Origin of the sequence: Bradyrhizobium ottawaense, from assembly GCF_002278135.3 — a bacterium.
Classification (GTDB): Bacteria; Pseudomonadota; Alphaproteobacteria; order Rhizobiales; family Xanthobacteraceae; genus Bradyrhizobium; species Bradyrhizobium ottawaense.
Map to the genome: position 1 here is coordinate 3,391,159 of NZ_CP029425.2, position 22,369 is coordinate 3,413,527.

Here is a 22,369-nt window from a genome sequence, read left to right on the forward strand (position 1 = left end):
GCGGCTGCCGTTTGGCTATGCCAGTGGTCAACGCGACAGGAGACCTCCATGGCGATCTACGAACTCGACGGGCAGGCGCCCGACCTTCCCGCCGACGGCAATTATTTCATCGCCGAGACCGCCACCGTGATCGGCCGCGTGCGCCTGAAGCCGGGTGCGAGCGTCTGGTTCGGCGCGGTGCTGCGCGGCGACAATGAATGGATCGAGATCGGCGAGGGCGCCAATGTCCAGGACGGCTCGACCTGCCACACCGATCTCGGCTTTCCGCTTCACATCGGCCGGAACTGCACGGTTGGCCACAATGTCATCCTTCATGGCTGCACCATCGAGGAGGGCGCGCTGATCGGCATGGGCTCGATCGTAATGAACGGGGCGAAGATCGGCCGCAACAGCATCGTCGGAGCCGGTTCCGTCATCACCGAGGGCAAGGAGTTTGCCGAACGTTCCCTGATCATCGGCTCACCGGCGCGCGTGATCCGCACGCTCGACGACGCCCAGGTGCAGCGAATGGGAAGCGCGGCCAGGTTCTACGTCGCCAATGGTCCGCGCTTCAAAAAGGGCTTGAAGCGGATCGGTTGAGAAAGTCTGCGCGGCCGGTCCGCCCAGTGGCACGGTTCCGTACCGTACAAATACAGGCCGGTACTTTAATCCTCCGCTAGCGCGATCACGCTTATTGTTGAGCGTTTTCAACCAGGAGGAGCGGCGCCATGGATGCGACGGCGCTGGGATCCGGCTTCGGTGCCGGAACCAATCTATTGAAGAAGTTCGTAAGACTCGCGCGCGGCGCCGACACGCTGACGGTCGCCGAGAAGGTCTACAGCATTGCCGCCTTCCTTGCGATCGTCACCACCTTCCTCCTGGTGATGTCGGTCCAGTCCGTACGCTTGCAGACGACGTATCGCCACATGCATGTCACCGCCGCCGAGGCGGCGATCGGCGTCGGGCGCATCAATGCGCTGATCTATGCCATCGTGATGGAATCACGCGGCATCTACATGTCGGCCGATCGTCGTGCGATGAAGCCGTTCGCGGACGGGCTGGTGCGGCGCAACCACGAGCTCGCCGAGGCCGTGAAGAGCATGGAGAAGAACGTCGGCAACGACGACGCCGAGCTGTTCGCGAGCTTCCGCCAGCGCATCATGCAATTCATCGACTTCCGTCAGGAACTGGTGCGGCGCGGGATCGAGATCAGCCCGGCCGCGGGGCGCGAATGGGGCGACAACGACGCCAACCGCACCGTGCGCAGCAAGCTCAACAGCGATATCGAGGCGCTCGAGCGCATCTACCAGCAGCGCGCCCGCGAGGCGGACGAGCTTGCCAATGAGAACCGCTATGCGGCTGCCTATCTGTTCGCACTCGGACTCGCCGCCTTGATGCTGGCGGCGCTCAACGTCGTCGTCATGCGCAGTTCGGTCGTCGGCGCCCTGGCCGATATCACGCAGGCGACCGACCGGATCGCGCAGGGCGACGTCAAGAGCGAGGTGCCGCATCTCGGCCGTCACGACGAGATCGGACGTCTTGCGCGCGCCGTGCAGAACTTCCGCGACGCCGTCGCGCGCATCTTCGAGCTCGAGGAGCTCGAGCTCGGCACCGCCCAGGCGCGCGACGCCGCGAGGACCGAGCGCGACCAATTCAACGACAAGTACCAGGCCAAGAAGTGGCAGCTCTCGGCCGCCATCAACAGCATGCCGCAGGGACTGATCATGCTCGACGGCAAGGCGGTCGTGGTCGCGATGAACTCGAACTACCGGCAGATCTACAATCTGCCCGAGACGATCCAGGCTGGATCGACCCTCGAGGATATCCTCCAGCACCGGGTCAAGAGCGGGCTGTTCAGCGGCGACGTCGCGAAATATGTCGCGGCCGTTCTCGACCGGATCGCCAGGCGCGAGCCGGCGGCCTACGAGATCGCCTTGAACGACGGCCGCATCATCAAGATCTACGAGCGTCCGATGGACGGCGGCGGCTGGGTTTCCGTGCAGGAGGACGTCACCGAACAGCGTCAGCGCGAGCGCATTCTCGAGCGGATGGAGCGCTTCCTCGCCACCATCATCGAGAACGTGGCCGAGGGCATCATCGCCAAGGATGCGCGCAATCTGCGCTACGTCTTCGTCAACAAGGCGGCCGAGAAGATGATCGGCATGTCGCGCGGCGAGATCATCGGCAAGACCGCGCGGGAATTGTTCTCCCCGGAGGCGGCCGAGCTGATCGAGCGGCGCGACAAGCAGCTGCTCGCGCAGAAGCAGCAGCTCGCGCCGATCATCGACACCATCGACAATCCCGCGCGCGGGCGTCGCGTGATCTCCGCACGGCGGGTTCAGATCGGCGGCGCCAGCGAAGAGTCCCACATGTTCGTGACCATGGTCGAGGACCGGACCGAGAATATGGTGGCGGCCGCATAGCGATCGGCGCGCGATCCGGAGCGGGACGTCAGCTTCCCTCGGATTCGCGCGCTTCGGTCGCGCCTGCGACCTTCTCGTGGCCGGCGGCCCACAGCGCATGCTCGTCGCTGCCGCCGAGGTAGGGATTGGCCTCGGCCGGAATGTTGTCGCGCGCGGCGCGTTCGCCTTCTGCAAAAGGATCGCGATCGGTCACCGTGATTGAGCCTCCTCGCTTTCAAGCTGATGTGACGGCATTTGTTCCGGAACCTGCCTTCGCTGCGGCGGTTGACCGGCAAAGGAGAATTCTCATGGCTGCATCGCCTGCAACCGTCTCGATCAAGACCATGATGGTGATCTTCGCCCTCGCAGCGATGCCGGCCGTCGCGTTCGCGCAGGCGAGCGGCGGTTCGGCCGGATCGACCGGAGGCGCCGCGGGATCGACTGGAGGCGCCGCGGGATCGACTGGAGGCTCCGTTGGATCGAGCGGTGGCCTCGCCAACTCGCCGGCTCCACCGCCCGGCACCAACAGCCTGGGTACGGCTCAGTCATCCGGCCCGGGCTCCGGCGGTACGACTGGCAGCGGCACAGGCGGCGGCGCCGATGCCGCCGTCAATGCCGAGAATCGGATGCTCGACAAGAAGCTCAAGAGCATCTGCCGCGGGTGCTGATCCTCGCGCGGAAGTGAGACAGCGTGGCTGTCCCGAATGCCCAAGTGACGTTAGCTTGATCCCGCTTTGAAGCGTGGAGCGTGTCCACGCGGAGGATCGAGTGATGTTACGCAGGATGATGATGGCGGCGCTGGCCGTCGCGGCAGTCGGGCTGTCGGCGCCGCAGGTGGCCCACGCAGGGGGGTTCGGACATGGCGGGGGACATGGCGGCTGGGGGCACGGCGGGGGCGGCTGGGGCCATGGCGGCCATTGGCATGGCGGCGGCTTCTGGCCAGGTGTCGCGATCGGGGCGGGCATCGCCGGCGCCGGCTACTATGGCGGTTATTACGGCTACGGCTACGGTCCCACCTATTATAGTACCGGCTACGGCGACTACAACGATGGCTATGGAGGCTGCTACGTCGCGCGCAAGCGCGTCATGACGCCGGCGGGCTGGCGCATCCGCCGCGTGGACGTCTGCGAATAGCGTCCCACAAAAAAACAAGGCCGTTGACGCAGTATACCGTCAACGACCTTGCCAGCCCCGGACATTGAAATCGGCTCACGCCATCCGGTAAGCGCGACCATCGCGCGGAATCATACGGCCGAATGTGATCCAGTTCACAAGTGGCAAAAATAAAGTTCCACGGCGAGGTGGGGAGTTAGCCGCGCGAGCGCTTGCGCGCACTGGCGTGGACACGGTGCCGCGCCGGTTTCCTGCGGGTAACCGAGGGCGCTTCAACCTCGCTTGCCCGTGCGCTGGCGAACGATTGCCGCAAGCCGTCGATGGACTCGTTCAGCGAGGCGACCTGTTCGGACAGGCGCTTGGTGTCGGCCTGCTGCGCCGCCATCAGCCGCTTCATCGTCTGGAGCTGGTCCTGCACGACCTGGAGCTGGTCGATCGATTCCTGCTGGGTCGCCTCCAGCCCCTTGGTCTTCTCGACCAGCTGCTCGGAGGCCTGGGCCGTACGGGCCTGGAGCTGCCGCGATGCCACCACCCGGTCAGCTTCAGGTGCGGCGCCGGTATAGGCCCGCCAGATCGCGATCGAGGTCACCCCCGCGATCAGGAGCAGCAGCGCAGCGGCGGTCAGCGCGATGGGCTGGGCGCCAAGGCGAAGCAGGGGGTTCGACGGTGTGTCCTGGGCGAGATCGATCATCGCTGACAAAACCCAAATTGAAACTTGGTGAGTGGCGAAGACCGGCAACCAGAGGTCGCCGGGGCGTCTCGAAAGTGTTACGTTTCCGCAAGGAATGGGACCAAAAAGAGGCTAAGGGCCAAAAAACCAGGAATCAGCGGGTCTTGCGGCTTCCAAGGCTCCGCCCTGGCGCGGGAATCAAGGTTGAAACGGCGCAAACGGCCCGGAATAGGTCTTCGCGCGCGGTGCCGCGTAGGGCCCGAGGCGGGAGGTCTTCAGGCCCAGCCGCACCAGTGATTCCGCCAGCGTCACCGCAGCAGCGACGCCGTCGATCACGGGCAGGCCATGGGTGGTGGCGAGCTCAGCGGCGAGATCGGCCATGCCGGCGCAGCCGAGCACGATGGCTTCCGCCCGGTCGTCGCGGATCGCGGCCGTGATCTCCGTGGAGATCTTTGCGAGCGCGTCCGTGTTGCGCTCCTCGAGCGCAAGCACCGGGACCTCGGCGGCGCGGACGCGGGTGCAGCGTTCGGCGAGGCCGTACTTCTTGAGATTATGCTCGATCGGCAGGATGGAGACACCGAGCGTCGTCACCACGGCAAAGCGCGCGGCGATCAGGCTCGCCATGTGGAAGCCGGCCTCTCCAATGCCGATCACCGGCGCCTTCGCGATGGCGCGGGCGGCATCCAAGCCGGTGTCGTCGAAGCAGGCGATGATGTGGGCCTCCGCACCATCGCGGTCGGCCTCGCGGATGCAGCCGAGCATGCCGGGCACGGCGAAGGCTTCGTCGTAAAATCCCTCGATCGAGACCGGGCCCATTGTCGGCTGCCGCGCGTCGATCACCGTGCCGGGCAGGGCGACGCTGCGCGATGCAGCGGCGATCTTCGCCGTCATCGTAGCAGTGGTGTTGGGATTGACGATGTGCAGTCGCATTTCGATCAGACAAGTCCCTTCTCAGACAAGGCCTTTGCCGGCGTCCGAACCCTTGGCCGCCTGCCGCTTGTTGAGCATGTGGATGGTGCCGAGCGCAAGCGTGATCACCGTGAACGAGACAGCCGAGATCACTGTGCCGAGCGCATAGATGTCGGGATTCGTCACCGTGGTGGTCAGGCCCTGCAGATCGAGCGGCAGCGTATTCACCGCCCCGATCGCCTGGCTGGAGCGGGCGAGTTCGTCCCAGGATAGCGTGAAGCCGAACAGGCCGATGCCAATTACGGAAGGCAGGATGATCGGCAGCACGACATGGCGGAACGTCTGCCACGGCGTCGCCCCGAGATCGCGCGCGGCTTCCTCGAGGCGGGGATCGAAGCGGTTGAAGATCGCGAACATGATCAGAAGGCCGAACGGCAACGTCCAGGTCAGGTGTGCGCCGAGACCCGATGTGAGCAGGCCCATCGAGGTCTCGAAATTCTCGTTCCAATGCGCCTTGATCAGATCGTCGATGATGCGAAATTCAAGGGAGATGCCGAGCGAGGTGATGATCGAAGGCACGATCAGGCTGGCGATCGCCGAATAGAACAGAATGCTCTGCGCCCTGAACTTCCTGCGGAAGGCCATGCCGGCGGCGACCGACAGCACGACGGTGACGATCATCACGATGATGCCGAGCAGCAGCGAGCGGCGGAAGGCCGCGCCGAGATCGACGATGCCGGTGCCCTGGAACAATTTTGCGATCCAGAAGGTCGACACGCCATTCATCGGGAAGGTGAGGCCGCCCTGCGGCCCCTGGAACGACAGCACGTAGATCGCGATCATCGGGCCGTAGAGGAACAGCACATAGGCCGCGAAGAAGATCGCGAGGATGTAGAAAGAGCGCGGGCGTCCTTCCTTCATGCTCAGAGCTCCTTCTTGATGTCCACGATGCGCGACATCATGGTGATGATCAGGAAGGTGATCGCGAGCAGGATCACGGCGTTGGCCGCGGCGGCCGGGAATTGCAGCGCGTTGACCCGCGTCTCGATGATCTTGCCGGCAGCGGCGATCTGCTGGCCGCCCATCACGCCGATGGTGATGAAGTCGCCCATCACGATGGTGATGACGAAGATCGAGCCGATGACGATGCCCGGCTTTGCCAGCGGGATGATGACGTTGACCAGCGTCTGGAAGCCGGTCGCGCCGGCATCATAGGCGGCCTCGATCAGCGACTTGTCGATGCGGATCATCGAATTGAAGATCGGCACCACCATGAAGAAGGTGAAGAGGTGCACCAGCGCCAGCACCACCGAGAATTCGGAGAACAGCAGCCATTCCAGCGGGTGGTTGATCAGGCCGGTCTTGACGAGGCCCGAATTGACGAGGCCGTTGCGCCCGAGCAGCGGGATCCAGGCGATCATGCGGATCACGTTGGAGGTCCAGAACGGGATCGTGCAGAGCAGCGACAATCCCATCTGCCAGGTCTTGGACTTGACGTGGAAGGCGAGGAAATAGGCGACCCAGAAGCCGATGAACAGCGTGATCGCCCAGACCAGGAAGCAGAGCTTCAGCGTCTTCACATAAGTCTTGCCGATCGTGCAGAGATCGGGCAGCTGCGCGATGCAGCCTTCGAACGTGTCGGTGTAACCGCGGCCGGAGAACGCCGGCAGCAACTGGTATTCGTTGTAGTCCCAGAACGAGACGATGACGACGAAGACCAGCGGAATGAGAAAGAAGGCGAGAAACACCAGCATCATCGGCCCGGCCTGGAGCCAGGAGATGAAGGACGGCGACAACCGCGCGGCCTTTGCGGCGCGCGCGGTGTCGGGTCCCCGGGCGAGGTCCGGGGATGCCTGTTGCAGGATGTCCTCTGACGTGTCCATCAAATCACGCTGCGATGAACTCGTTCCACTTGCGGACCATGTAGTCGTTCTCGTCCATCACCGCGTTCCAGCAGGCGACGCCGCCCATGCGGTCCTCATAGGAGCCGCCGTCACGCACGGCGCCCGCCTTTTCGAGCAGCGAGCCGTCGGGTGCCTTGATGTCCTTCTCGGCCGGCTTGCCTTCCATCCAGTACGCCCACTCGTAGGGCTCCATATGCGCCTTCGCGGTGGAGAGCACGGCGGAGTAGTAGCCCTGGCGATTGAGATAGGCGCCGGCATAGCCTGACAGAAACCAGTTCACGAACTCATAGGCCCATTCGAGCTTCGCGCCCGAGACGCCCTTGGAGACGCAGAAGCCCGAGGCCCAGGAGCGATAGCCTTCCTTCAGCGGCTGGAAGGTGCAGGCAATGCCCATCGAGCGGACCTTGGTGACTGCCGGCGACCACATCGACTGGATCACGGTTTCCCCTGATGCCATCAGGTTGACGCTCTCGTTGAAGTCTTTCCAGAACGCGCGGAACTGGCCCGCCTTCTTGGCCTCGGTCATCACCTTCATGGTGAGATCGATCTCTTCCTTGGTCATGTTGCCCTTGTCGGCATATTTGTACTTGCCGGTGGCTTCCACGACCATCGCGGCGTCCATGATGCCGATCGAGGGGATGTTGAGGATCGAGGCCTTGCCCTTGAATTCGGGGTTGAGCAGCTCGGACCAGGAGCTGATCGGACGCTTGATCAGATCGGGGCGGATGCCCAGCGTGTCGGCGTTGTAGACCGTTGGAATCAGCGTGACGAATTCAGTCGCCGACGTCGCGAACTTCTTGGAGTCCTTGCCTTCGAGATAGAGGACCTTCCAGGGCGCGGTGCCCTGGCCGCCGATCTTCTTGCCACCGGGCGTCTCGCCCTTGGTGAAGACAGGCGTGATGTTGTCGAACTGTTTGATCTTCCTGGCGTCGAGCGCAAGGATGTTGCCCGACGGCACGATCTTCTTCAGCGAGAAATATTCGGTGTCCAGCACGTCGAAGGAGTTCGGCTGGGTCATCACGCGCTTGGTGACGTCGTCGGTGGTCGCGGTGATGTATTCGATCTTGATGCCGGTGTCTTTCAGGCACTGCTTGGAGATGTCGTCGCCCTCGTTCACGGCGGTGCCGAGATAGCGCAGCACCTTGGTCTCGGCCGACTTCACATAGGGAAAGCCGGTGATGGCGCCGGAGCCGGCGGCAAGGCCGGCCAGACTGGCGGTGCCCTTGAGCAGCGTGCGGCGGCTGACGCCCTTTGTCCTGGTGGTCTCGCTCATGTCAGTCACTCCTCTGTTGCGCATTCCAGTGATCGATCGGCGCTATTGCAGGCGTTGCGCCTTGGCGGGATCCCAGGTGGCCAGCACGCGATCGCCCGGACGGAACGGGTGGACGTCGAAAGTGGCTTCGGGAACGTGGGAGAACAGGGCGGTGCCGTCGTCGAGCGTGAGCGAGACGGCGATGTAGGAGCGTACTCGGTCTGGATCAGCCGCGCCGGCGCGCCGAACGCACCGTCGATGAACGGCGCGATGCCGAGCTGATCGGCCCGCACGGCGATCAGATTGCCGGCGTCGCTGAGCACGTTGTGGCCGCCGATGAAGCGCGCCACGAATTCGGTGCGGGGATGGTGGAAGATGTCGCGCGCGGTGCCCTGCTGCTCGATCCGGCCGTGGTTCATCACCACGATGTGGTCGGCGAGCGCCATCGCCTCTTCCTGGCCGTGGGTGACCTGGATGAAGCTGATGCCGAGCTCGCGCTGCAGCCGCTTCAATTCACCGCGCATCTTCACCCGCAGGAACGGATCGAGCGCGGAGAGGGGCTCGTCGAGCAGGAGGATCTGCGGCTCGGTGATCAGCGCGCGGGCGAGTGCGACTCGCTGCTGCTGGCCGCCGGAGAGCTGTGCCGGGAGACGGCCCGCATATTGGCTCATCGCGACCAGCTCGAGCAGTTCGCCGGCGCGCTTGTGACGCGTCGGCTTGTCGACGCCGCGCATCTTCAGGGCGAAGGCGACGTTGTCGATCACGCTGAGATGCGGAAACAGCGCGTAGGACTGGAACATCATCGCGGTGCCGCGTTCGGCCGGCGGCAGGTCGGTGACGTTCTGCGCGCCGAGGATGATGTCGCCCCCGCTGACCGCCTCGTGGCCCGCGATCATCCGCAGGGTCGAGGTCTTGCCGCAGCCGGACGGGCCGAGCAGGCAGCAATAGGTGCCGGCCGGGATCTTCAAATTGACGGTGTCGACCGCCAGCGTCGTGTCGTAGCGCTTGGTGACGGCGACCAGTTCGAGAGCGGCGGGAGTGGCCATGGCGTGTCCGGGGAGGGGCGGTGCTTCCGGCCTCTCTCCGCAAGGTCCGTGCCAACCAGCTTCGGTCCGCCGATTTCTCAAAACTGTGCAGCGGAGTCAGATCGTTAGATCGAATCCGGTGCATCCGGGCTGCCCGCTGCCTGCACGGTCATTTGCACACAAAATAGGCGAAGATTGTATAAAGTTTCGCCTGTGATTGGATACAGGTCGTCGACTAACATTCGAAAGCGAACGTCGTCGACCGAGCCCTCAAGCCCAACTCTCGAACCAATGGCCGCCAAGACCCGCCCCAAATCCGACGCGCCAGACGCGAGCGATCGCGTCAGCCGCATCCGGGAGGGCGTGACCGCCGCGATCCTCGAGCATCGCCTGCTGCCGGGCACGAAGCTCGGCGAGGACGAGATTGGCGAGATCTACGGCGCGAGCCGCACCCTGGTCCGCACCGCGCTGCAGCAACTTGCACATGAGGGCATCGTCAACATCGAGAAGAACCGCGGCGCGTTCGTCGCGCGCCCCACGCCCGCCGATGCCCGCGAGGTGTTCGAGGCGCGGCGCCTGATCGAGCCCACCATCGTCGATCATGCCATCGACGCGATGTCGCCGGCCTGGCTCGATCGTCTCCAGCAACATCTCACCGAGGAGCGCGAGGCCGAGCTGCGCGGCGACGCGCGCGCCTCGGTTCGGCTTTCCGGTGAGTTTCACAAGCTCGTCGCCGAGATGAGCGGCCACAGCATCTATATCGGCTTCCTCAAGGAGATGATCGCGCGCTCCTCGCTCATCATCCTGCTGTACCGCCGCCACGACACGCCCGCCTGCGGCACCGATCATCACGCCGGCATCGTCGCCGCGATCCGCAATCGCGACAAGCAGGCTGCGCGCGCGCAGATGCTCTCGCATCTGACCGAGATCGAGGACGAGCTGTTCCTCAAGGACCCCGCCGCCGACGAGCTGCGGCTCGCGGACGTGCTGGGCGTCTGATCCGCATCGATCGCAAGCGCCGGGAATCGCCGCCGAGAGCTGCGATCCCGCGTCAGTGGCTGAGTTCGCGTTCTGCGGCGAGCTGCCCGTCGGGGGTGATCTCGTAGTCGCCGCCTCGCTTTGTCATCCATCCTGACCTGACCATCTCCCGTGCAAGCTGCACCGAGCAGATGGGATGGTTACCTCCCGGGTAATACAGCCTGTCATTTCGGACGAGCAAGTGACCGTACAGTTGGGCATGACGTAATGCCCTGCGCATCCCGGGTGATGGATCTTTCATGCCGGTTCAAGCGCGAGCGCGACGAAGGTTCCTAATCAGCGCCGGGACTTTCGATGGCGTTTGCGCTGCGCAGGGTGGGCAGGAACCCACATTCTGCCGCATCGTTGTTCTTTTCGAAGGAGCAGCGTCATGAACGTACGGGACGAGTACACGCGATCGCTCTGGATGGATGTTTCGGTCGCGGATGCCCCCGCGCTGTCGCGCACCGTGGCCGTGGACGTCGTTATCATCGGCTCTGGAATAGCCGGGCTGTCCGTGGCTTATGAACTGGCCTGCCATGGACGCTCCGTCGCGGTGCTCGATCGCGGCGGCATTGGTAGCGGGATGACGGCGCGCACCACGGCGCATCTGGCGACGGCGCTCGACGATGGCTACGGCGAATTGGTCAGGGTCCGCGGCCCAGATTGTGCGCGGCACTATTATCAGAGCGTCGAAGCCGCAATCGCCCGCGCCGAGGCCATTCAGCGCGATGAGCACATCGATTGTGATTTTCGGCGTGTCGACGGCTACTGGGTGCAGGCGCCCGAAACCCCTGCATCCGAGCTGGATACAGAATTGGATTGCTGTCGCAAGCTCGGGATTCCCGTCGAAAATTGCGCCGAGCCGACCGTATTCCATTCTGGAGGTCTGGTGCGCTCGTTGCGCTTTGCCCGCCAGGCGCGCCTGCACCCGACCAGATATCTTGCCGGACTGGCCGGCGCACTTCAGCGCCGCGGGGCGCAGCTCTACGCCGACACCTGCGTTGAAAGCATCCGTCAAGCGCGTGGCGACATGATCGTGACGACCGGCTCGGGCTACGAGGTCCGCGCCGCCGACGTGGTCGTCGCGACGAACTCGCCGGTCAATGTGCAGGTCGCGATCCATACCAAGCAGGCGCCTTACCGCACTTATGCGCTCGCCGCCAAAATCCCGGCCGGCGCGCTCAAGGATGCGCTGTATTGGGACACGCTCGATCCCTATCACTATGTCAGGCTTCAGCCGCTCTCTGCGGAGGAGGATCTCGTCATCATCGGCGGCGAAGATCACAAATCCGGTGAAGCGGACGACGGCGCACAGCGCCTTGCCGCGCTCGAGCGCTGGGCGCGCGAGCGATTGCCGGCGCTGCGCGGGGTCACTCACCGATGGTCAGGTCAGGTGCTGGAGCCGAGCGATTTCGTCGGCTTCATTGGCCGTAGCCCCGGCGAGGAGCATCTCTTCATCGTCAGTGGTGACTCCGGACAGGGCATCACGAACGGGCTGGTGGCGGGCATGCTGATTGCAGATCTCGTCATGACCGGGGCGAGCCCGTGGGAGGAAGTCTACGCCCCGGCACGCAAGATTCAGAAAAACATCGGCGAGTTCATCAGCGAGAACATCACGCCGCTGAAGAATTTCGCGGAGTATCTGACGGCGAGCGAGATCGCGGGCGTCGAACGTCTGCGCCCCGGGGAGGGGCGCCTCGTCCGGAGCGGCCTGAAGAAGATCGCGGCATGCCGGGACCGGAACGGACATTTGCATCTGCATTCGGCAAGCTGCACCCATCTCGGCTGCGTCGTGCACTGGAATGCGCTCGAGCAATGTTGGGATTGCCCGTGTCACGGCTCGCAATTCGCTCCTGATGGCACCGCGCTGAACGGCCCTGCGGTGTCTCCGCTCGGCGACATCGACAAACCCGCCAATCTTGAAGCCGCAGAGTGAGGCGTGCAGTCCTTGCGGACGCGCTGGGCGCGGTCCCTGATTTCGCACACGGCAATATCTGTTTGATTCAAATTGGAGCCGATCGCGGCGACCTCTCATCAATGTAGATGGCAGGACTGCATATTTGCCGCTGTGGTGGCCAGTTGACGGAGGCCAGACGTCGGCGTCAACTGGCGCCGAGACGTTGCGTGCCTGCCATCACCCCTCGCGTAGCCCTGCACCTAGCGGAGGCCGGCCATGTCGGGTTTGAGGATGCCGGCCAGAGTGTCCGGAATCGCCACGCTGCTTGCGGCCGTTGTAACGATCCTCGGCAGCGCCTCCTCGGCGAAGGCCCAGCAGGACTCCGTCGTCCTGTTTCGCAACGTCCGGATATTCGACGGCAAGAGCGCCGCGCTGTCAGCCGCGTCCAACGTCCTCGTCAGAAATGGGAAGATCGAGAAGATCTCGACCGCGGACATCGCGGCCGCCGGCCAGGTGATCGACGGCGGCGGCCGCGTGCTGATGCCGGGACTGATCGATGCGCATTGGCACGTGATGCTGGTGCGCCCGACGCCGATGGCCGCGCTTGCGGGCGATATCGGCTACAACAACCTGCTTGCCGCCAGCGAGGCGACGGCCACGCTGATGCGCGGCTTCACCACCGTGCGCGACATGGGCGGGCCGAGCTTCGGCCTGAAGCAGGCCATCGACGAGGACCTCGTCGCAGGTCCCCGCATCTATCCCTCCGGCGCCATAATCACCGTTACCAGCGGTCACGGCGACTTCCGCCAGCTCTCCGATCTGCCGCGAACGATCGGCGGCATGCTGAGCCGCATGGAGCGGATCGGCGGCAGCATGGTGGCCGACAGTCCGGACGAGGTGCGTGTGCGCGCGCGCGAGCAGCTCATGCAGGGGGCCTCGCAGGTCAAGCTCACCGCAGGCGGCGGCGTTGCATCGCCCTTCAGCCCGCTCGACGTCTCCACCTTCACCGAGCCCGAGCTGCGCGCGGCGGTCGAAGCCGCCGACAATTGGGGCACCTATGTTGCTACGCACGCCTATACATCGGTCGCGATCCAGCGCTCGGTCGCGGCCGGCGTCAGATGCATCGAGCACGGTCATCTCATGGACGAGGCGAGCGCCAAGCTGATTGCGGAGAAGGGGATCTGGTTGAGCACGCAACCGTTCCTGGATATCTCCGGTGCCGCCGCGCTCGGACCCGCCGAGCAGGACAAGATGAAACAGGTGGTTGCCGGAACCGACCGCGTCTATGCGCTCGCGAAGAAGTACGGCATCAAGACCGCGTGGGGCACCGACGTCCTGTTCTCGCAGGCGCTGGCGGATCGACAGGGCGCCATGCTGGCCGCACTCACGCGCTGGTACACATCGGCCGAAGCGTTGGCGATGGCGACGTCGGCCAATGCCGAATTGCTGAGCCTGTCGGGTCCGCGAAATCCCTATCCGGGCAAGCTCGGCGTGGTCGAGGAGGGCGCGTTCGCCGATCTCCTTCTGGTCGACGGCAATCCGCTCGACAACATCAAGCTCGTCGAAGATCCCGCGAAGAATTTTGTGGTGATCATGAAGGGCGGCAAGGTCTACAAGAACATCCTCGCACGCTGACAAGCGCGCGCGTCGATCACATCTTGCGCGCCTGCCAGACATGAGGTGGCGGGATCGCTCCTAGGGGCGATCCTCCGCAACCGGCCTGTTGCGCCGCGAACCGGCCGCGATCTCCGGAACCGCGGCAGGCCGCCCAGGGCTTGTCACAATTGCAGGCCTGTCATCGGGGGCATGGCTTCTCAGCGTCTCCAGAACCAGAAAGAATTTCTCGGCTAGCATGGGTCAAACTCGCTGGCGCGTTCATTTCGGTTTCGAGAGCAGCGAATTTCGCTCGTCGAATCGATCATTTGCTGCGCTCAGGGCAGTTTAGCTCGTATTGGCACGCCGGATTGTGACAAGCGTTGCCGGATTCCTGCGTCTGGCACGTCGTGTCGATGATCACGCACTGCTGCATAACGTGACTATTCCTCGCGGGCCGCTCCCGCTATATGCTGTCGCTCTGTCATTGAACTGTCATGTCACCGTAAATGCTGAAATCAGACGCAACCCCGGCTCGCAAAACCCCGAGTGCGCCGGACGGGAATCCTGTCCCGAAGGACAACAACAGGACGCAAGTCGTCGCCGGCTTCCTCAGGCAGATTGAACCGGCCGAGCCCGGCGCGGAACCTGCGATCGTCGAGGGCGCTGTGAGTGATCAGACGCCATCGCAAGATGCCCCGCCTGCTCCGGAACCAACTCGGTCGAGCCTTGCCGCGCACCCCGGCGAGATCGAGCTCAAGCTGCTCGTCGATGCCGATCGCATGGCGCATTTCAACGCCGCGCCGGTCATTGCGGCGAATGCGCGCAACAAGGGCTCGCGAAAACACCTCAAATCCGTCTACTATGATACGCCCGATCGGATGCTTCGGCGCAACGGCCTGAGCCTGCGCGTTCGCCAGAGCGGCGCGCGCTTCGTGCAGACCGTGAAGACCGACGTGGCGGACGATCCGCTGCGCCGCGGCGAGTGGGAGGCGAGCGTGGCCTCGCTTGCGCCCGATCTCGCTCTGGCGATGCCGTTCATTCCAGAGAAACTTCGCAGCCATCTCGAAGCGCAGCCGCTCGAAGCTATCTTCACCGCCGATGTCCATCGCCACGCGCGGATGATCGACCTGCCGTCCGGCACGGTCGAGATCGCCTTCGACCAGGGCGTGCTCACGGCGAGTGATCGATCGCTGCCGGTAAGCGAGATCGAGCTGGAGCTCAAGAGCGGCAGCGCGAGCACGATCTACGAGGTCGCGTTGCGGCTTGCGGAGCACGGCGCGGTGAAGCCGTCCATCCGCAGCAAGTCGGCGCGCGGCTTCGACCTTGCCGCAGGCGTGCCGCCCTCGGCACGACGCCCGCGAAAACTTCGCCTCGATCCGTCGGTGACGCTCGACGAAGCCTTCGCGACGATCCTGCGCTCCTGCTTCCTCCATCTGCTTCAGTCGCTGCCGGCGGCCGAGGACGGGCGCAATCCGGAAGGCGTGCATCAGCTGCGTGTCTCGCTGCGCCGGATTCGATCGGCGCTCGACCTGATGCGCTCGGTCGGCGCGCTCAGCAATCTCGACGCATTGAGGTCGGAAGCGCGCTGGCTGGCGCAAGACCTGTCCGCCGCACGCGACTGGGATGTGTTCCAGCTCGAGACCCTGCCGACGATCGCGAAGGCTTGCCCTTCGATCGCCGGCTTCGATGCGCTCGGCCGGGCTGCGGCCGAGCGCCAGTCCGACGCCTATCGCAAGGCGCATCAGGCGCTCGACGATCGCCGCTGCGCCATGTTCCTGATCGGCCTCGGCAACTGGATCGAGACACGGGGCTGGCGCAACGACGTCGCCGCCGAAGATCTCGGCCGGCTCGCCGAGCCCGCCGTCAACTTCGCCCAGCGCATTCTGTCGGAGCAATACGCCAAGGTGCTCAAGCGCGGCCGCCGCTTCAAGTCGCTCACGATGGACGAGCTGCACCGGGTGCGGCTCGCGACCAAACGGCTGCGTTATCTCAGCGAGTTCCTGTTGCCGCTGTTTTCCGATCGCAAGCCCGCGAGGAAATTTGCCCGCAGGCTGGCCGGTTTGCAGGAGGAGCTCGGCGCCTACAACGACATGGCGGTCACGGCTTCGCTGCTCGACGGGCTCGGAGCCGATCCCGACAGCGCCATCGCCGGCGCTGCGATCGCAGGCTGGCAGGCGCGTGCATCGATCGGCATCAAGCCGGCCTTGCAAGGCACCTGGCGCGATTTCACCGCCGCGCGCGTGCCTTGGTCCTCACAGGACTGATCACGCATCCCCCCAAAAAAGTTGCGGCCAGCCATTGGGGGATGGCTGGCCGCGCGCGAACCGGTCTGGGACGGGGAGGGGTGGGGATGTGACCGGGCCGCGTAACTCCTTGTCTCGTTCTCAATCTCTGGCGCTGGCGGTGGAGACCGCCGGCTTGGTATCGCCGAGCGAAACCCAGACGTTGGGATCGCTCTGCGACTGGCGCTTGACGAAGCGGTAACCGGTCTCCGTCCAGGCAACGACGTTCTCGTTCTGATTGTCGAGAACGAACTCGCCCTTGTCGGTCTTCACCGTCAGCACCGCGTGTCCTTCGCCCTTCTTGTCGCGCACGACGGTGATCAGCAGGGCCTGGCGCGGCCATCCGGCATCGATCAGCATCTTGCGCTTCAACAACACGTAGTCTTCGCAGTCGCCGTAACCGTCGGTCGGCAGCGACCATTTCTCGATCACGCCCCAGTGCTCCTGGTCGGTCAAAGGCTTGACGGTCTCGTTGACCCAGCGATTGACCTTGACGAGGTCACGCCATGCGGCCTGCGACATCACGATGTCGCGCGGCTGTGCCGGCGTGCCCTGGCACTGAGCGGTATTGTCCGCGCAGAACTCGACCCAGCCGATCGGCGCACGCGTGGTGTCACCGAGACTTGCGTAAAGCAGACGGCTCTCGCCGGCCTGCGCTGCCGCGCTGATCCCGAAGAGCATGGCAGCCAGCGCCAGCCCTTTCCCCTGTCCCTTGAAGTCAAACATTGCGGCCCCCGTTTCTTGTTGGGACCACATTTCGCACGGAGCTTTTGAGTTGCCGCTAAGTCAACCAAGTCAAGTCGAGACGAATACAAGTAAAAGGCGCGGCGAATTCGATCTATACTTGAATCGAATTCTCATAAAATTTGAAACAACTGCAATTGATTCAAATTTTATCGATTAACGCGGAAACGCTGGCGGAACGGCCGTTTCCACTCCAAACGGGCCGCGCGTTAACCGGCGCGAGGTCGGCCATCACGCATGAAAAAGGCGGCGTCCGCATTGCGGAGGCCGCCTTCAGGGCTGAAAATACAGGGGTTTTGGCGTCCTTGCGCTTTACCGCGCGGTAACGCTCTCTTCGAGTGTCTCGATCGGCTGCGCGTGGACGAACTCCAGCGCGAAGCCGTCTTCGAGGTTTCGGACCACCCGGCCCTGGACCCGGCCGAGCATGACCGTCGATTTCAGCGGCGGCCGGTTCTCCGCGGCAATGGCGGCACCGGACAAGGAAAGGTCGATGATGCGGCAGGTCATCTTGGTGCCGTCCTCGAGCGTCAGCACCGCGATCGGGTTGCGCGGCACGATACGGTCGTGGCGGCGGTCCTCCGGCAGATTGAGGATGTCGCGGTTGGCGAGCCAGGTCAGCTGCGCCGCCAGCTTGTCGCGCTTTCGGGGCGTCGCCCCGATCGTCATGGCGAAGCCATTGTCGATGATGCGGGTGATCTTGCCCTCGACGCGACCGATATGGTCGAGATAGGCGACGACGCGGTCGCCGACATTGCCGATGCCGGGGGCGAGCAGCGCCAGGCCGCCCGGCGACATGTTGATCACCTGGCAGGGGAATTCGCGGCGGTCCGGCAGCATGTAGCGGCCGAGCAGGTGCACCTTCACCCGCTGGAAACGCCGACGCTCTTCGGCGGCAGGAAGAAATTTTTTGTTCGCCAACGCCATTTTCAACACCCGACCCCCCGCCCGGGCGGAGTCCGGGACGACCCTAAGGTGCATAGGGTTAATGCCGCGTTAGGATCGGGCGCGGCGGAAACGGACAGACACAATGCGTTCGGAAAGCCACACCCGGAGGGGTGCTCACGCCGGCCTCGTCGCCCGCCGCTGCAGCAGGAGCAGCAGCGCCAGCAGCACCGCGGCGGACAGCCCGAGCGACCAGTGAATGCCGATCGCCGCGCCAAACAGCCCGACGGTGATGCCGCTGAACGCCCGCATCCCGAGCCCCGCCATATTATAAAGACCGACGACGCGGCCGCGAATGTCGTGCGGCGCATTCACCTGCACCAGGGCCTGCGCCATGGTGTTGAACGATAGCTCGAAGAAGCCGGCGAAGAACAGCAGCACGATCGCAACCGGATAGATCCGCACTGTGGCGAAGCCGAGCAGCGCCGCGCTCCAGAGCATCGCGAGCATGATCGCGGTGCGCGGCGTGCCCTTGAGCCGTCCCCAGGATTCCAGCGCGATAGCGGCGAGCACCGCGCCGGCCGCATCCGCCGCGAGCAGCACGCTGTAGGAGACGCCGGGATCGCCATGACCGAGATCGCCGGCATAGCCCGGCATCTGGGCGTGGTAGGCATTGCCGATCATGAAGGAGGTGAGGCCGGCAAGCCAGGTCATCGACGTCAGGGTCGGCTGGGTGCCGATGGCGCGGATGGTCAGCACGATGTCGGCAATGCCGCGCACGGCAAAGCGCCGCACCGCCACGCTGTTGTCGCGCACAGGCGCCCAGAACAGCCAGAGCAGCATCGGCAGATAGAACAGCGTGTTGAAGATGATGCCGTGCGAGGTGCCGAGCGTCAGCATGATGATTCCGCCGACGGCAGGCCCGACCAGGATGCCGAGATAGCGCGCCATCGCGTTCAGCCGCACCGCGCTCGGCAGGTCGGCGGGGCCGACGAGGTCGTAGAGCAGCAGTTGGTTCGGCGTCTGCCACAGCACGCCGGCGCAGCCGTGGATCACCAGCAGCAGCATCGCGTGCCACATCTGGATCGTGTCGGTGATGAAGAAGAAACCCCATCCGCTCGATGCCACGATGAACAGCAGCATGCCGCACTGGATGATGCGGCGCGGATCGAACCGGTCGGCAAGCCCGCCGACGGCGACCGAGAACAGCAGGAACGGCAGCCAGTGCGACAGCACGGCAAAACCCGCCAGCGCCGGCGAATGGAATTTCTGGAACACCACCCAATAGCTGATCACATGCTCGATGTTGTCGGCCATCATCGCCAGCACATAGGCGGTGAACTGCAGCCGGTACGGCACCGACTTCATCGCCGCGAACGAGCCGGACGCAGCGACGGGATTTTGGGGGAGGGGGTTCAAGGGGGCACCTGGGTGGGGTTCAATTCGTCCCTACACGGTCGCAGGTATGCGCTCAAGACTTGGACGCTCACGAAGATCAGCCATGCACTGTCGCAGCACACTCAATCATCATCCCTGCGCAACCGCGAAGCGGTTGTCGCTGGAGGTGCGCGCTCTTGCGCGCCTCGAAGGATGAGCCGCAAGCTCCCGGAGCCATCCTTCGAGGCTCCCCGCGGGGCGCTACGCGCCGCAGGTCTCGCACCTCAGGATGACGGCTGAGGTTGTAGCAGCCCCGTAGCCCGCATGAGCGCAGCGATATCCGGGGCCGCTGATCCCGCATGTCGCTTCCGCCTTCGCTCTCCGAGCTACGGCGGACAAGTCGCTCATGAGGGCCACGAATTCCTGCATCTTGGCACGCGCGTACATCTCACATACGCTTCGCCTCAGCCCGCGCCAATCAATCATAACAGACGGGCATCGAGGAAGTAGCCATGGAATCCATTCGCGTCTGCACCCATGCAGGGCCGGGCTCAGAGCCCGTCATCCGCACCGTGCCGTGGCCGAAGGTCGGCCGCAAGGCCGCGCTGATCAAGGTCGGCGCCTGCGGGGTCTGCGGCACTGATCTGCATATCCTCAAGGGACATTGGCCGAAGCCGCTGCCCTGGCCGTTCACGCTCGGCCACGAGCTCGGCGGTGTCATCGTCGAATGCGGCGAGGAGTTCACCGAGGACTTCATGAGCAAGCCGCTCAAGGTCGGATCAAAAGTGATGATCCCGCCGCTGATGCCCTGCGGCCATTGCTATTACTGCATCCATTATCCGCAGACCGCGAACAAATGCCTGACGCCGGTCTATTACGGCCGTTATCTCGGCTTCGACAAGGCGCCGCACATGTGGGGCGGCTGGGCCGAATATGTCTATGTCGATCTCGAGATGCTGCCGGGCACCAAGATCTACAAATTGCCCGACGACATGTCGCTGCGCCTCGGTGCTCTCTCCGAGCCGTTGACCTCCTGCATCCGCGCCTTCAACCGCGCCAGCCGCGCCGGTGGTTTTTCCTGGGGCGACACGGTGGTGATCCAGGGATCGGGCCCGATCGGCATTCTGGCGGTCGCGGCTGCGAAGGAGATGGGGGCAGGGCGCGTGATCTGCGTCGGTGCGCCCGAGGAGCCGCGGCTCAAGCTGGCGCGCGAGTTCGGCGCGGAGGCGACCGTCAACATCGAGGAGATCAGATCGCCGCAGGAGCGCATCGCGCGTGTGCGCGAGATCGTCGGCGGCTTCGGGGCTGATCTGGTGATGGACTGCTCGGGGCACCCCACCGCCGGCCCCGAAGGCATCGAGATGCTGCGTGACGGCGGCACCTATGTCGAGATGGGCCAGTTCACCGATGCCGGCTCGATCGACACCTCGTGGCACCGCATCTGCACCAAGGACCTCAACGTGCTCGGGTCCTGGGGCTTCACCGGCAATGACCTGCCGCTCGGCGTCGACATGCTCTATCGCACGGCGGGCAAATATCCCTGGCTGAAGATGCAGACGATCTATCCGTTCACGGAGGAAGGCGTCGCGCAGGCGGTGAAGGACGCCATGGCGATGAAGACGGTGAAGTCGACCATCGTGCCGTGGCCCGAATTGGTGGAATAGAAGATGCCGTCGATCCCGCACGATCTCGCGGCGTTCCTGGTCGAGGCCAAGCGGCGCACCTATGCCGGCCTCGACGACGACGCGACGGTGGCCGCGCCGCTGCTCGCCGGCTCAAAACAGCTCGAGCATCGCGCGCCGCCTTACGCTTATCGCGATATCTATTTCGGGATGGGATTTTTCGTCGGGCAGGAGACCGTCTCCCGGGACGACCGCGTCATCTGGTCGATGAGTTACAGCGGTGGCGCCCGTGCCGAGATCACGGACCGGGACACTTTCCTCGCGATCTACAAATTCCTGCGTCACGCGCTGCTGGCTGTGAGCGTCGAGCAGCCATACCGCGGACCGCGCCGGTTCGAACAGGCGGGGATGCTCTACCGCAACGAGGTCGAAGGCGCGCTCGATCGTTTTCATGGGGTCGAGACGATTGCGCGGCAGGATGGCACGCAGTTGTATGAGCTGCGCTTCAGTGGCGGCTTGCTGCGATAGACGATCCCGTAGCCCGGACGAGCGAAGCGACATCCGGGGACACCGGCCCTGCTTTCCGTTTTGCTCCATGCGGGCAACGAGACGGAATTACGGAATGAAGGACGCGATGACAAACGAACAGACACCCGACCGAACCCCACGCGCCTCCTCCCCCTTCAACGCCATCCGCGCGATCGACTACACCGTCATCTTCGTGCGCGACATGGCGGCGATGCGCCGCTTCTATGAGAACATCCTCGCCTTTCCCCTGCTGCGCGAGCTGTCGCCGAACTGGATCGAGTTTGGCTTGGGCAGCAACACGCTGGCGCTGGCGCGACCGAGCCGAACCGCCGCCGATGCGCCGACGCCGCCGGGCAGTGCTTCGCTGCAGCTGGCGTTCAAGGTCTCCGCGGCCGAGGTCGATGCATGCGCCGACGAACTCGTTCGGCAGGGTGTCGCGCTGGTGTCGCCGCCGACCAACCAGTCGTTCGGGCATCGCACGCTGTTCTTCCGCGACCCCGACGGCAATCTTCTGGAGATCTATGCCGAGATTTAGCGGTTACCGTCCCGTCGCCCGAAAAGTTCCACCGGAAATCCCCGACTTATTCACGCCGCGGTGAAACTTAGGTCCAGGTTGCGGCTTTCAGTTCCCAGGAGAGCGATCGTGAAGCGAATCCTGAAACCCGTCACTTACGTGCTAGCTGCCATCTACTTCGTGGTGGATGCTGTCTTCATGGCCGTGGCGCGGCCAATAGCGCGCTGGGTCGGACGGCATTTCGAATTCAGGCGTTTGCGCACCTGGATCAGATCGCTGTCGCCTTATGCGTCGCTCGCTCTGTTCTCCGTGCCCGTCATCGTTCTGGAGCCGGTCAAGCCGGTCGCTGCTTATCTCACCGCAACCGGTCAGTTCCTGAGCGGCGCGGTAACGTTCATTGTCGGCGAATTGCTCAAGCTGGTGCTGGTCGAGCGCTTGTTTCATCTCACACGCGACAAGCTGATGCGAATTCGCGCCTTTGCATGGGCTTACGGAAAATACGCCGGGGCGAAGGCGTGGCTGCAGGCGACCGAAGCTTGGCGCGCCATCCGGGCGCTGGCCCGTGCGGTCAAGGACGCTGTTGCGCGCGTGAGAGCCAGGCTGGTCGGCAGCTTCAGCGGACTGGCGGCCTCCAGGGATTAGACCGCGCAGGC

21 protein-coding genes and 1 pseudogene are annotated in these 22,369 nt (G+C 64.3%); 12 read left to right on the forward strand and 10 right to left on the reverse strand.

Features of this window, described 5'->3' with window-relative positions; all coding sequences use genetic code 11:
* The first annotated feature begins 48 nt into the window (after positions 1–48).
* Positions 49–579 (forward strand): gamma carbonic anhydrase family protein, encoded by a 531-nt coding sequence (locus CIT37_RS16030; protein WP_038972407.1) that lies wholly within the window; start codon positions 49–51, stop codon positions 577–579.
* 128 nt (positions 580–707) lie between these two features.
* Positions 708–2,402, forward strand: a complete 1,695-nt coding sequence (locus CIT37_RS16035; protein WP_095426177.1) for a PAS-domain containing protein — start codon at positions 708–710, stop codon at positions 2,400–2,402.
* Between the two features lie 28 nt (positions 2,403–2,430).
* Here CIT37_RS16035 and CIT37_RS16040 read toward each other — a convergent pair whose 3' ends face one another.
* Positions 2,431–2,595 (reverse strand): hypothetical protein, encoded by a 165-nt coding sequence (locus CIT37_RS16040; RefSeq protein WP_162832279.1) that lies wholly within the window; start codon positions 2,593–2,595, stop codon positions 2,431–2,433.
* Positions 2,596–2,689: 94 nt separating this feature from the next.
* Between CIT37_RS16040 and CIT37_RS16045 the strand changes: the two genes are divergently transcribed.
* The gene (locus tag CIT37_RS16045; protein ID WP_095426178.1) at positions 2,690–3,049 is read left to right on the forward strand and encodes a hypothetical protein; all 360 of its coding nucleotides are present in this window, start codon (positions 2,690–2,692) and stop codon (positions 3,047–3,049) included.
* A gap of 103 nt (positions 3,050–3,152) precedes the next feature.
* A complete protein-coding gene (locus CIT37_RS16050) occupies positions 3,153–3,515 on the forward strand; it encodes a hypothetical protein (RefSeq protein ID WP_095426179.1) in 363 nt (120 codons plus the stop codon).
* 175 nt (positions 3,516–3,690) lie between these two features.
* Here the strand turns inward: CIT37_RS16050 and CIT37_RS16055 are convergent, their stop codons facing one another.
* The 6 genes and pseudogenes from CIT37_RS16055 to CIT37_RS16080 form a co-directional block, all read right to left on the reverse strand.
* On the reverse strand, positions 3,691–4,185 hold the full coding sequence (locus CIT37_RS16055; RefSeq protein WP_028141150.1) for a hypothetical protein: 495 nt from the start codon (positions 4,183–4,185) through the stop codon (positions 3,691–3,693).
* A 177-nt stretch (positions 4,186–4,362) separates the two neighbouring features.
* Positions 4,363–5,094, reverse strand: coding sequence for an aspartate/glutamate racemase family protein (locus tag CIT37_RS16060; RefSeq protein ID WP_095426180.1), 732 nt, complete (start codon positions 5,092–5,094; stop codon positions 4,363–4,365).
* Between the two features lie 21 nt (positions 5,095–5,115).
* On the reverse strand, positions 5,116–5,994 hold the full coding sequence (locus CIT37_RS16065) for an ABC transporter permease (RefSeq protein WP_038949910.1): 879 nt from the start codon (positions 5,992–5,994) through the stop codon (positions 5,116–5,118).
* 2 nt (positions 5,995–5,996) lie between these two features.
* Positions 5,997–6,956, reverse strand: a complete 960-nt coding sequence (locus CIT37_RS16070; RefSeq protein ID WP_038949909.1) for an ABC transporter permease — start codon at positions 6,954–6,956, stop codon at positions 5,997–5,999.
* A gap of 4 nt (positions 6,957–6,960) precedes the next feature.
* A complete protein-coding gene (locus CIT37_RS16075; RefSeq protein WP_026202682.1) occupies positions 6,961–8,250 on the reverse strand; it encodes an ABC transporter substrate-binding protein in 1,290 nt (429 codons plus the stop codon).
* A gap of 42 nt (positions 8,251–8,292) precedes the next feature.
* Positions 8,293–9,275, reverse strand: a pseudogene (locus tag CIT37_RS16080) (ABC transporter ATP-binding protein).
* Positions 9,276–9,545: 270 nt separating this feature from the next.
* Between CIT37_RS16080 and CIT37_RS16085 the strand changes: the two are divergent.
* The 4 genes from CIT37_RS16085 (at position 9,546) to CIT37_RS16100 (ending at position 16,031) form a co-directional block, all read left to right on the forward strand.
* Positions 9,546–10,253, forward strand: a complete 708-nt coding sequence (locus CIT37_RS16085) for a GntR family transcriptional regulator (RefSeq protein ID WP_028141145.1) — start codon at positions 9,546–9,548, stop codon at positions 10,251–10,253.
* Between the two features lie 409 nt (positions 10,254–10,662).
* Complete coding sequence (locus tag CIT37_RS16090) at positions 10,663–12,210, forward strand: FAD-dependent oxidoreductase (protein WP_028141144.1); 1,548 nt, start codon at positions 10,663–10,665, stop codon at positions 12,208–12,210.
* Between the two features lie 237 nt (positions 12,211–12,447).
* The gene (locus CIT37_RS16095; RefSeq protein ID WP_028141143.1) at positions 12,448–13,806 is read left to right on the forward strand and encodes a metal-dependent hydrolase family protein; all 1,359 of its coding nucleotides are present in this window, start codon (positions 12,448–12,450) and stop codon (positions 13,804–13,806) included.
* A gap of 467 nt (positions 13,807–14,273) precedes the next feature.
* Positions 14,274–16,031, forward strand: coding sequence for a CYTH and CHAD domain-containing protein (locus CIT37_RS16100; protein ID WP_095426181.1), 1,758 nt, complete (start codon positions 14,274–14,276; stop codon positions 16,029–16,031).
* Between the two features lie 120 nt (positions 16,032–16,151).
* Here CIT37_RS16100 and CIT37_RS16105 read toward each other — a convergent pair whose 3' ends face one another.
* The 3 genes from CIT37_RS16105 to CIT37_RS16115 form a co-directional block, all read right to left on the reverse strand.
* Positions 16,152–16,775: a transglutaminase-like cysteine peptidase gene (locus CIT37_RS16105; protein WP_028141141.1), complete on the reverse strand. Its 624-nt coding sequence runs from the start codon at positions 16,773–16,775 to the stop codon at positions 16,152–16,154.
* Positions 16,776–17,105: 330 nt separating this feature from the next.
* On the reverse strand, positions 17,106–17,717 hold the full coding sequence (locus CIT37_RS16110) for a PilZ domain-containing protein (protein WP_026202686.1): 612 nt from the start codon (positions 17,715–17,717) through the stop codon (positions 17,106–17,108).
* A gap of 135 nt (positions 17,718–17,852) precedes the next feature.
* On the reverse strand, positions 17,853–19,043 hold the full coding sequence (locus CIT37_RS16115) for an MFS transporter (RefSeq protein ID WP_050995690.1): 1,191 nt from the start codon (positions 19,041–19,043) through the stop codon (positions 17,853–17,855).
* A gap of 521 nt (positions 19,044–19,564) precedes the next feature.
* Here CIT37_RS16115 and CIT37_RS16120 point away from each other — a divergent pair.
* The 4 genes from CIT37_RS16120 (at position 19,565) to CIT37_RS16135 (ending at position 22,358) form a co-directional block, all read left to right on the forward strand.
* On the forward strand, positions 19,565–20,716 hold the full coding sequence (locus CIT37_RS16120; protein ID WP_028141137.1) for a zinc-binding dehydrogenase: 1,152 nt from the start codon (positions 19,565–19,567) through the stop codon (positions 20,714–20,716).
* 3 nt (positions 20,717–20,719) lie between these two features.
* Positions 20,720–21,202, forward strand: coding sequence for a DUF5680 domain-containing protein (locus tag CIT37_RS16125; RefSeq protein ID WP_028141136.1), 483 nt, complete (start codon positions 20,720–20,722; stop codon positions 21,200–21,202).
* 106 nt (positions 21,203–21,308) lie between these two features.
* Entirely contained in the window at positions 21,309–21,737 is a 429-nt protein-coding gene (locus CIT37_RS16130) for a VOC family protein (protein ID WP_038949901.1), read from the forward strand.
* A 108-nt stretch (positions 21,738–21,845) separates the two neighbouring features.
* Positions 21,846–22,358 carry a hypothetical protein gene (locus tag CIT37_RS16135; RefSeq protein ID WP_038972398.1) on the forward strand — a complete coding sequence of 171 codons (513 nt, stop codon included), beginning with the start codon at positions 21,846–21,848 and terminating at the stop codon, positions 22,356–22,358.
* The last annotated feature ends 11 nt before the right edge of the window (positions 22,359–22,369 follow it).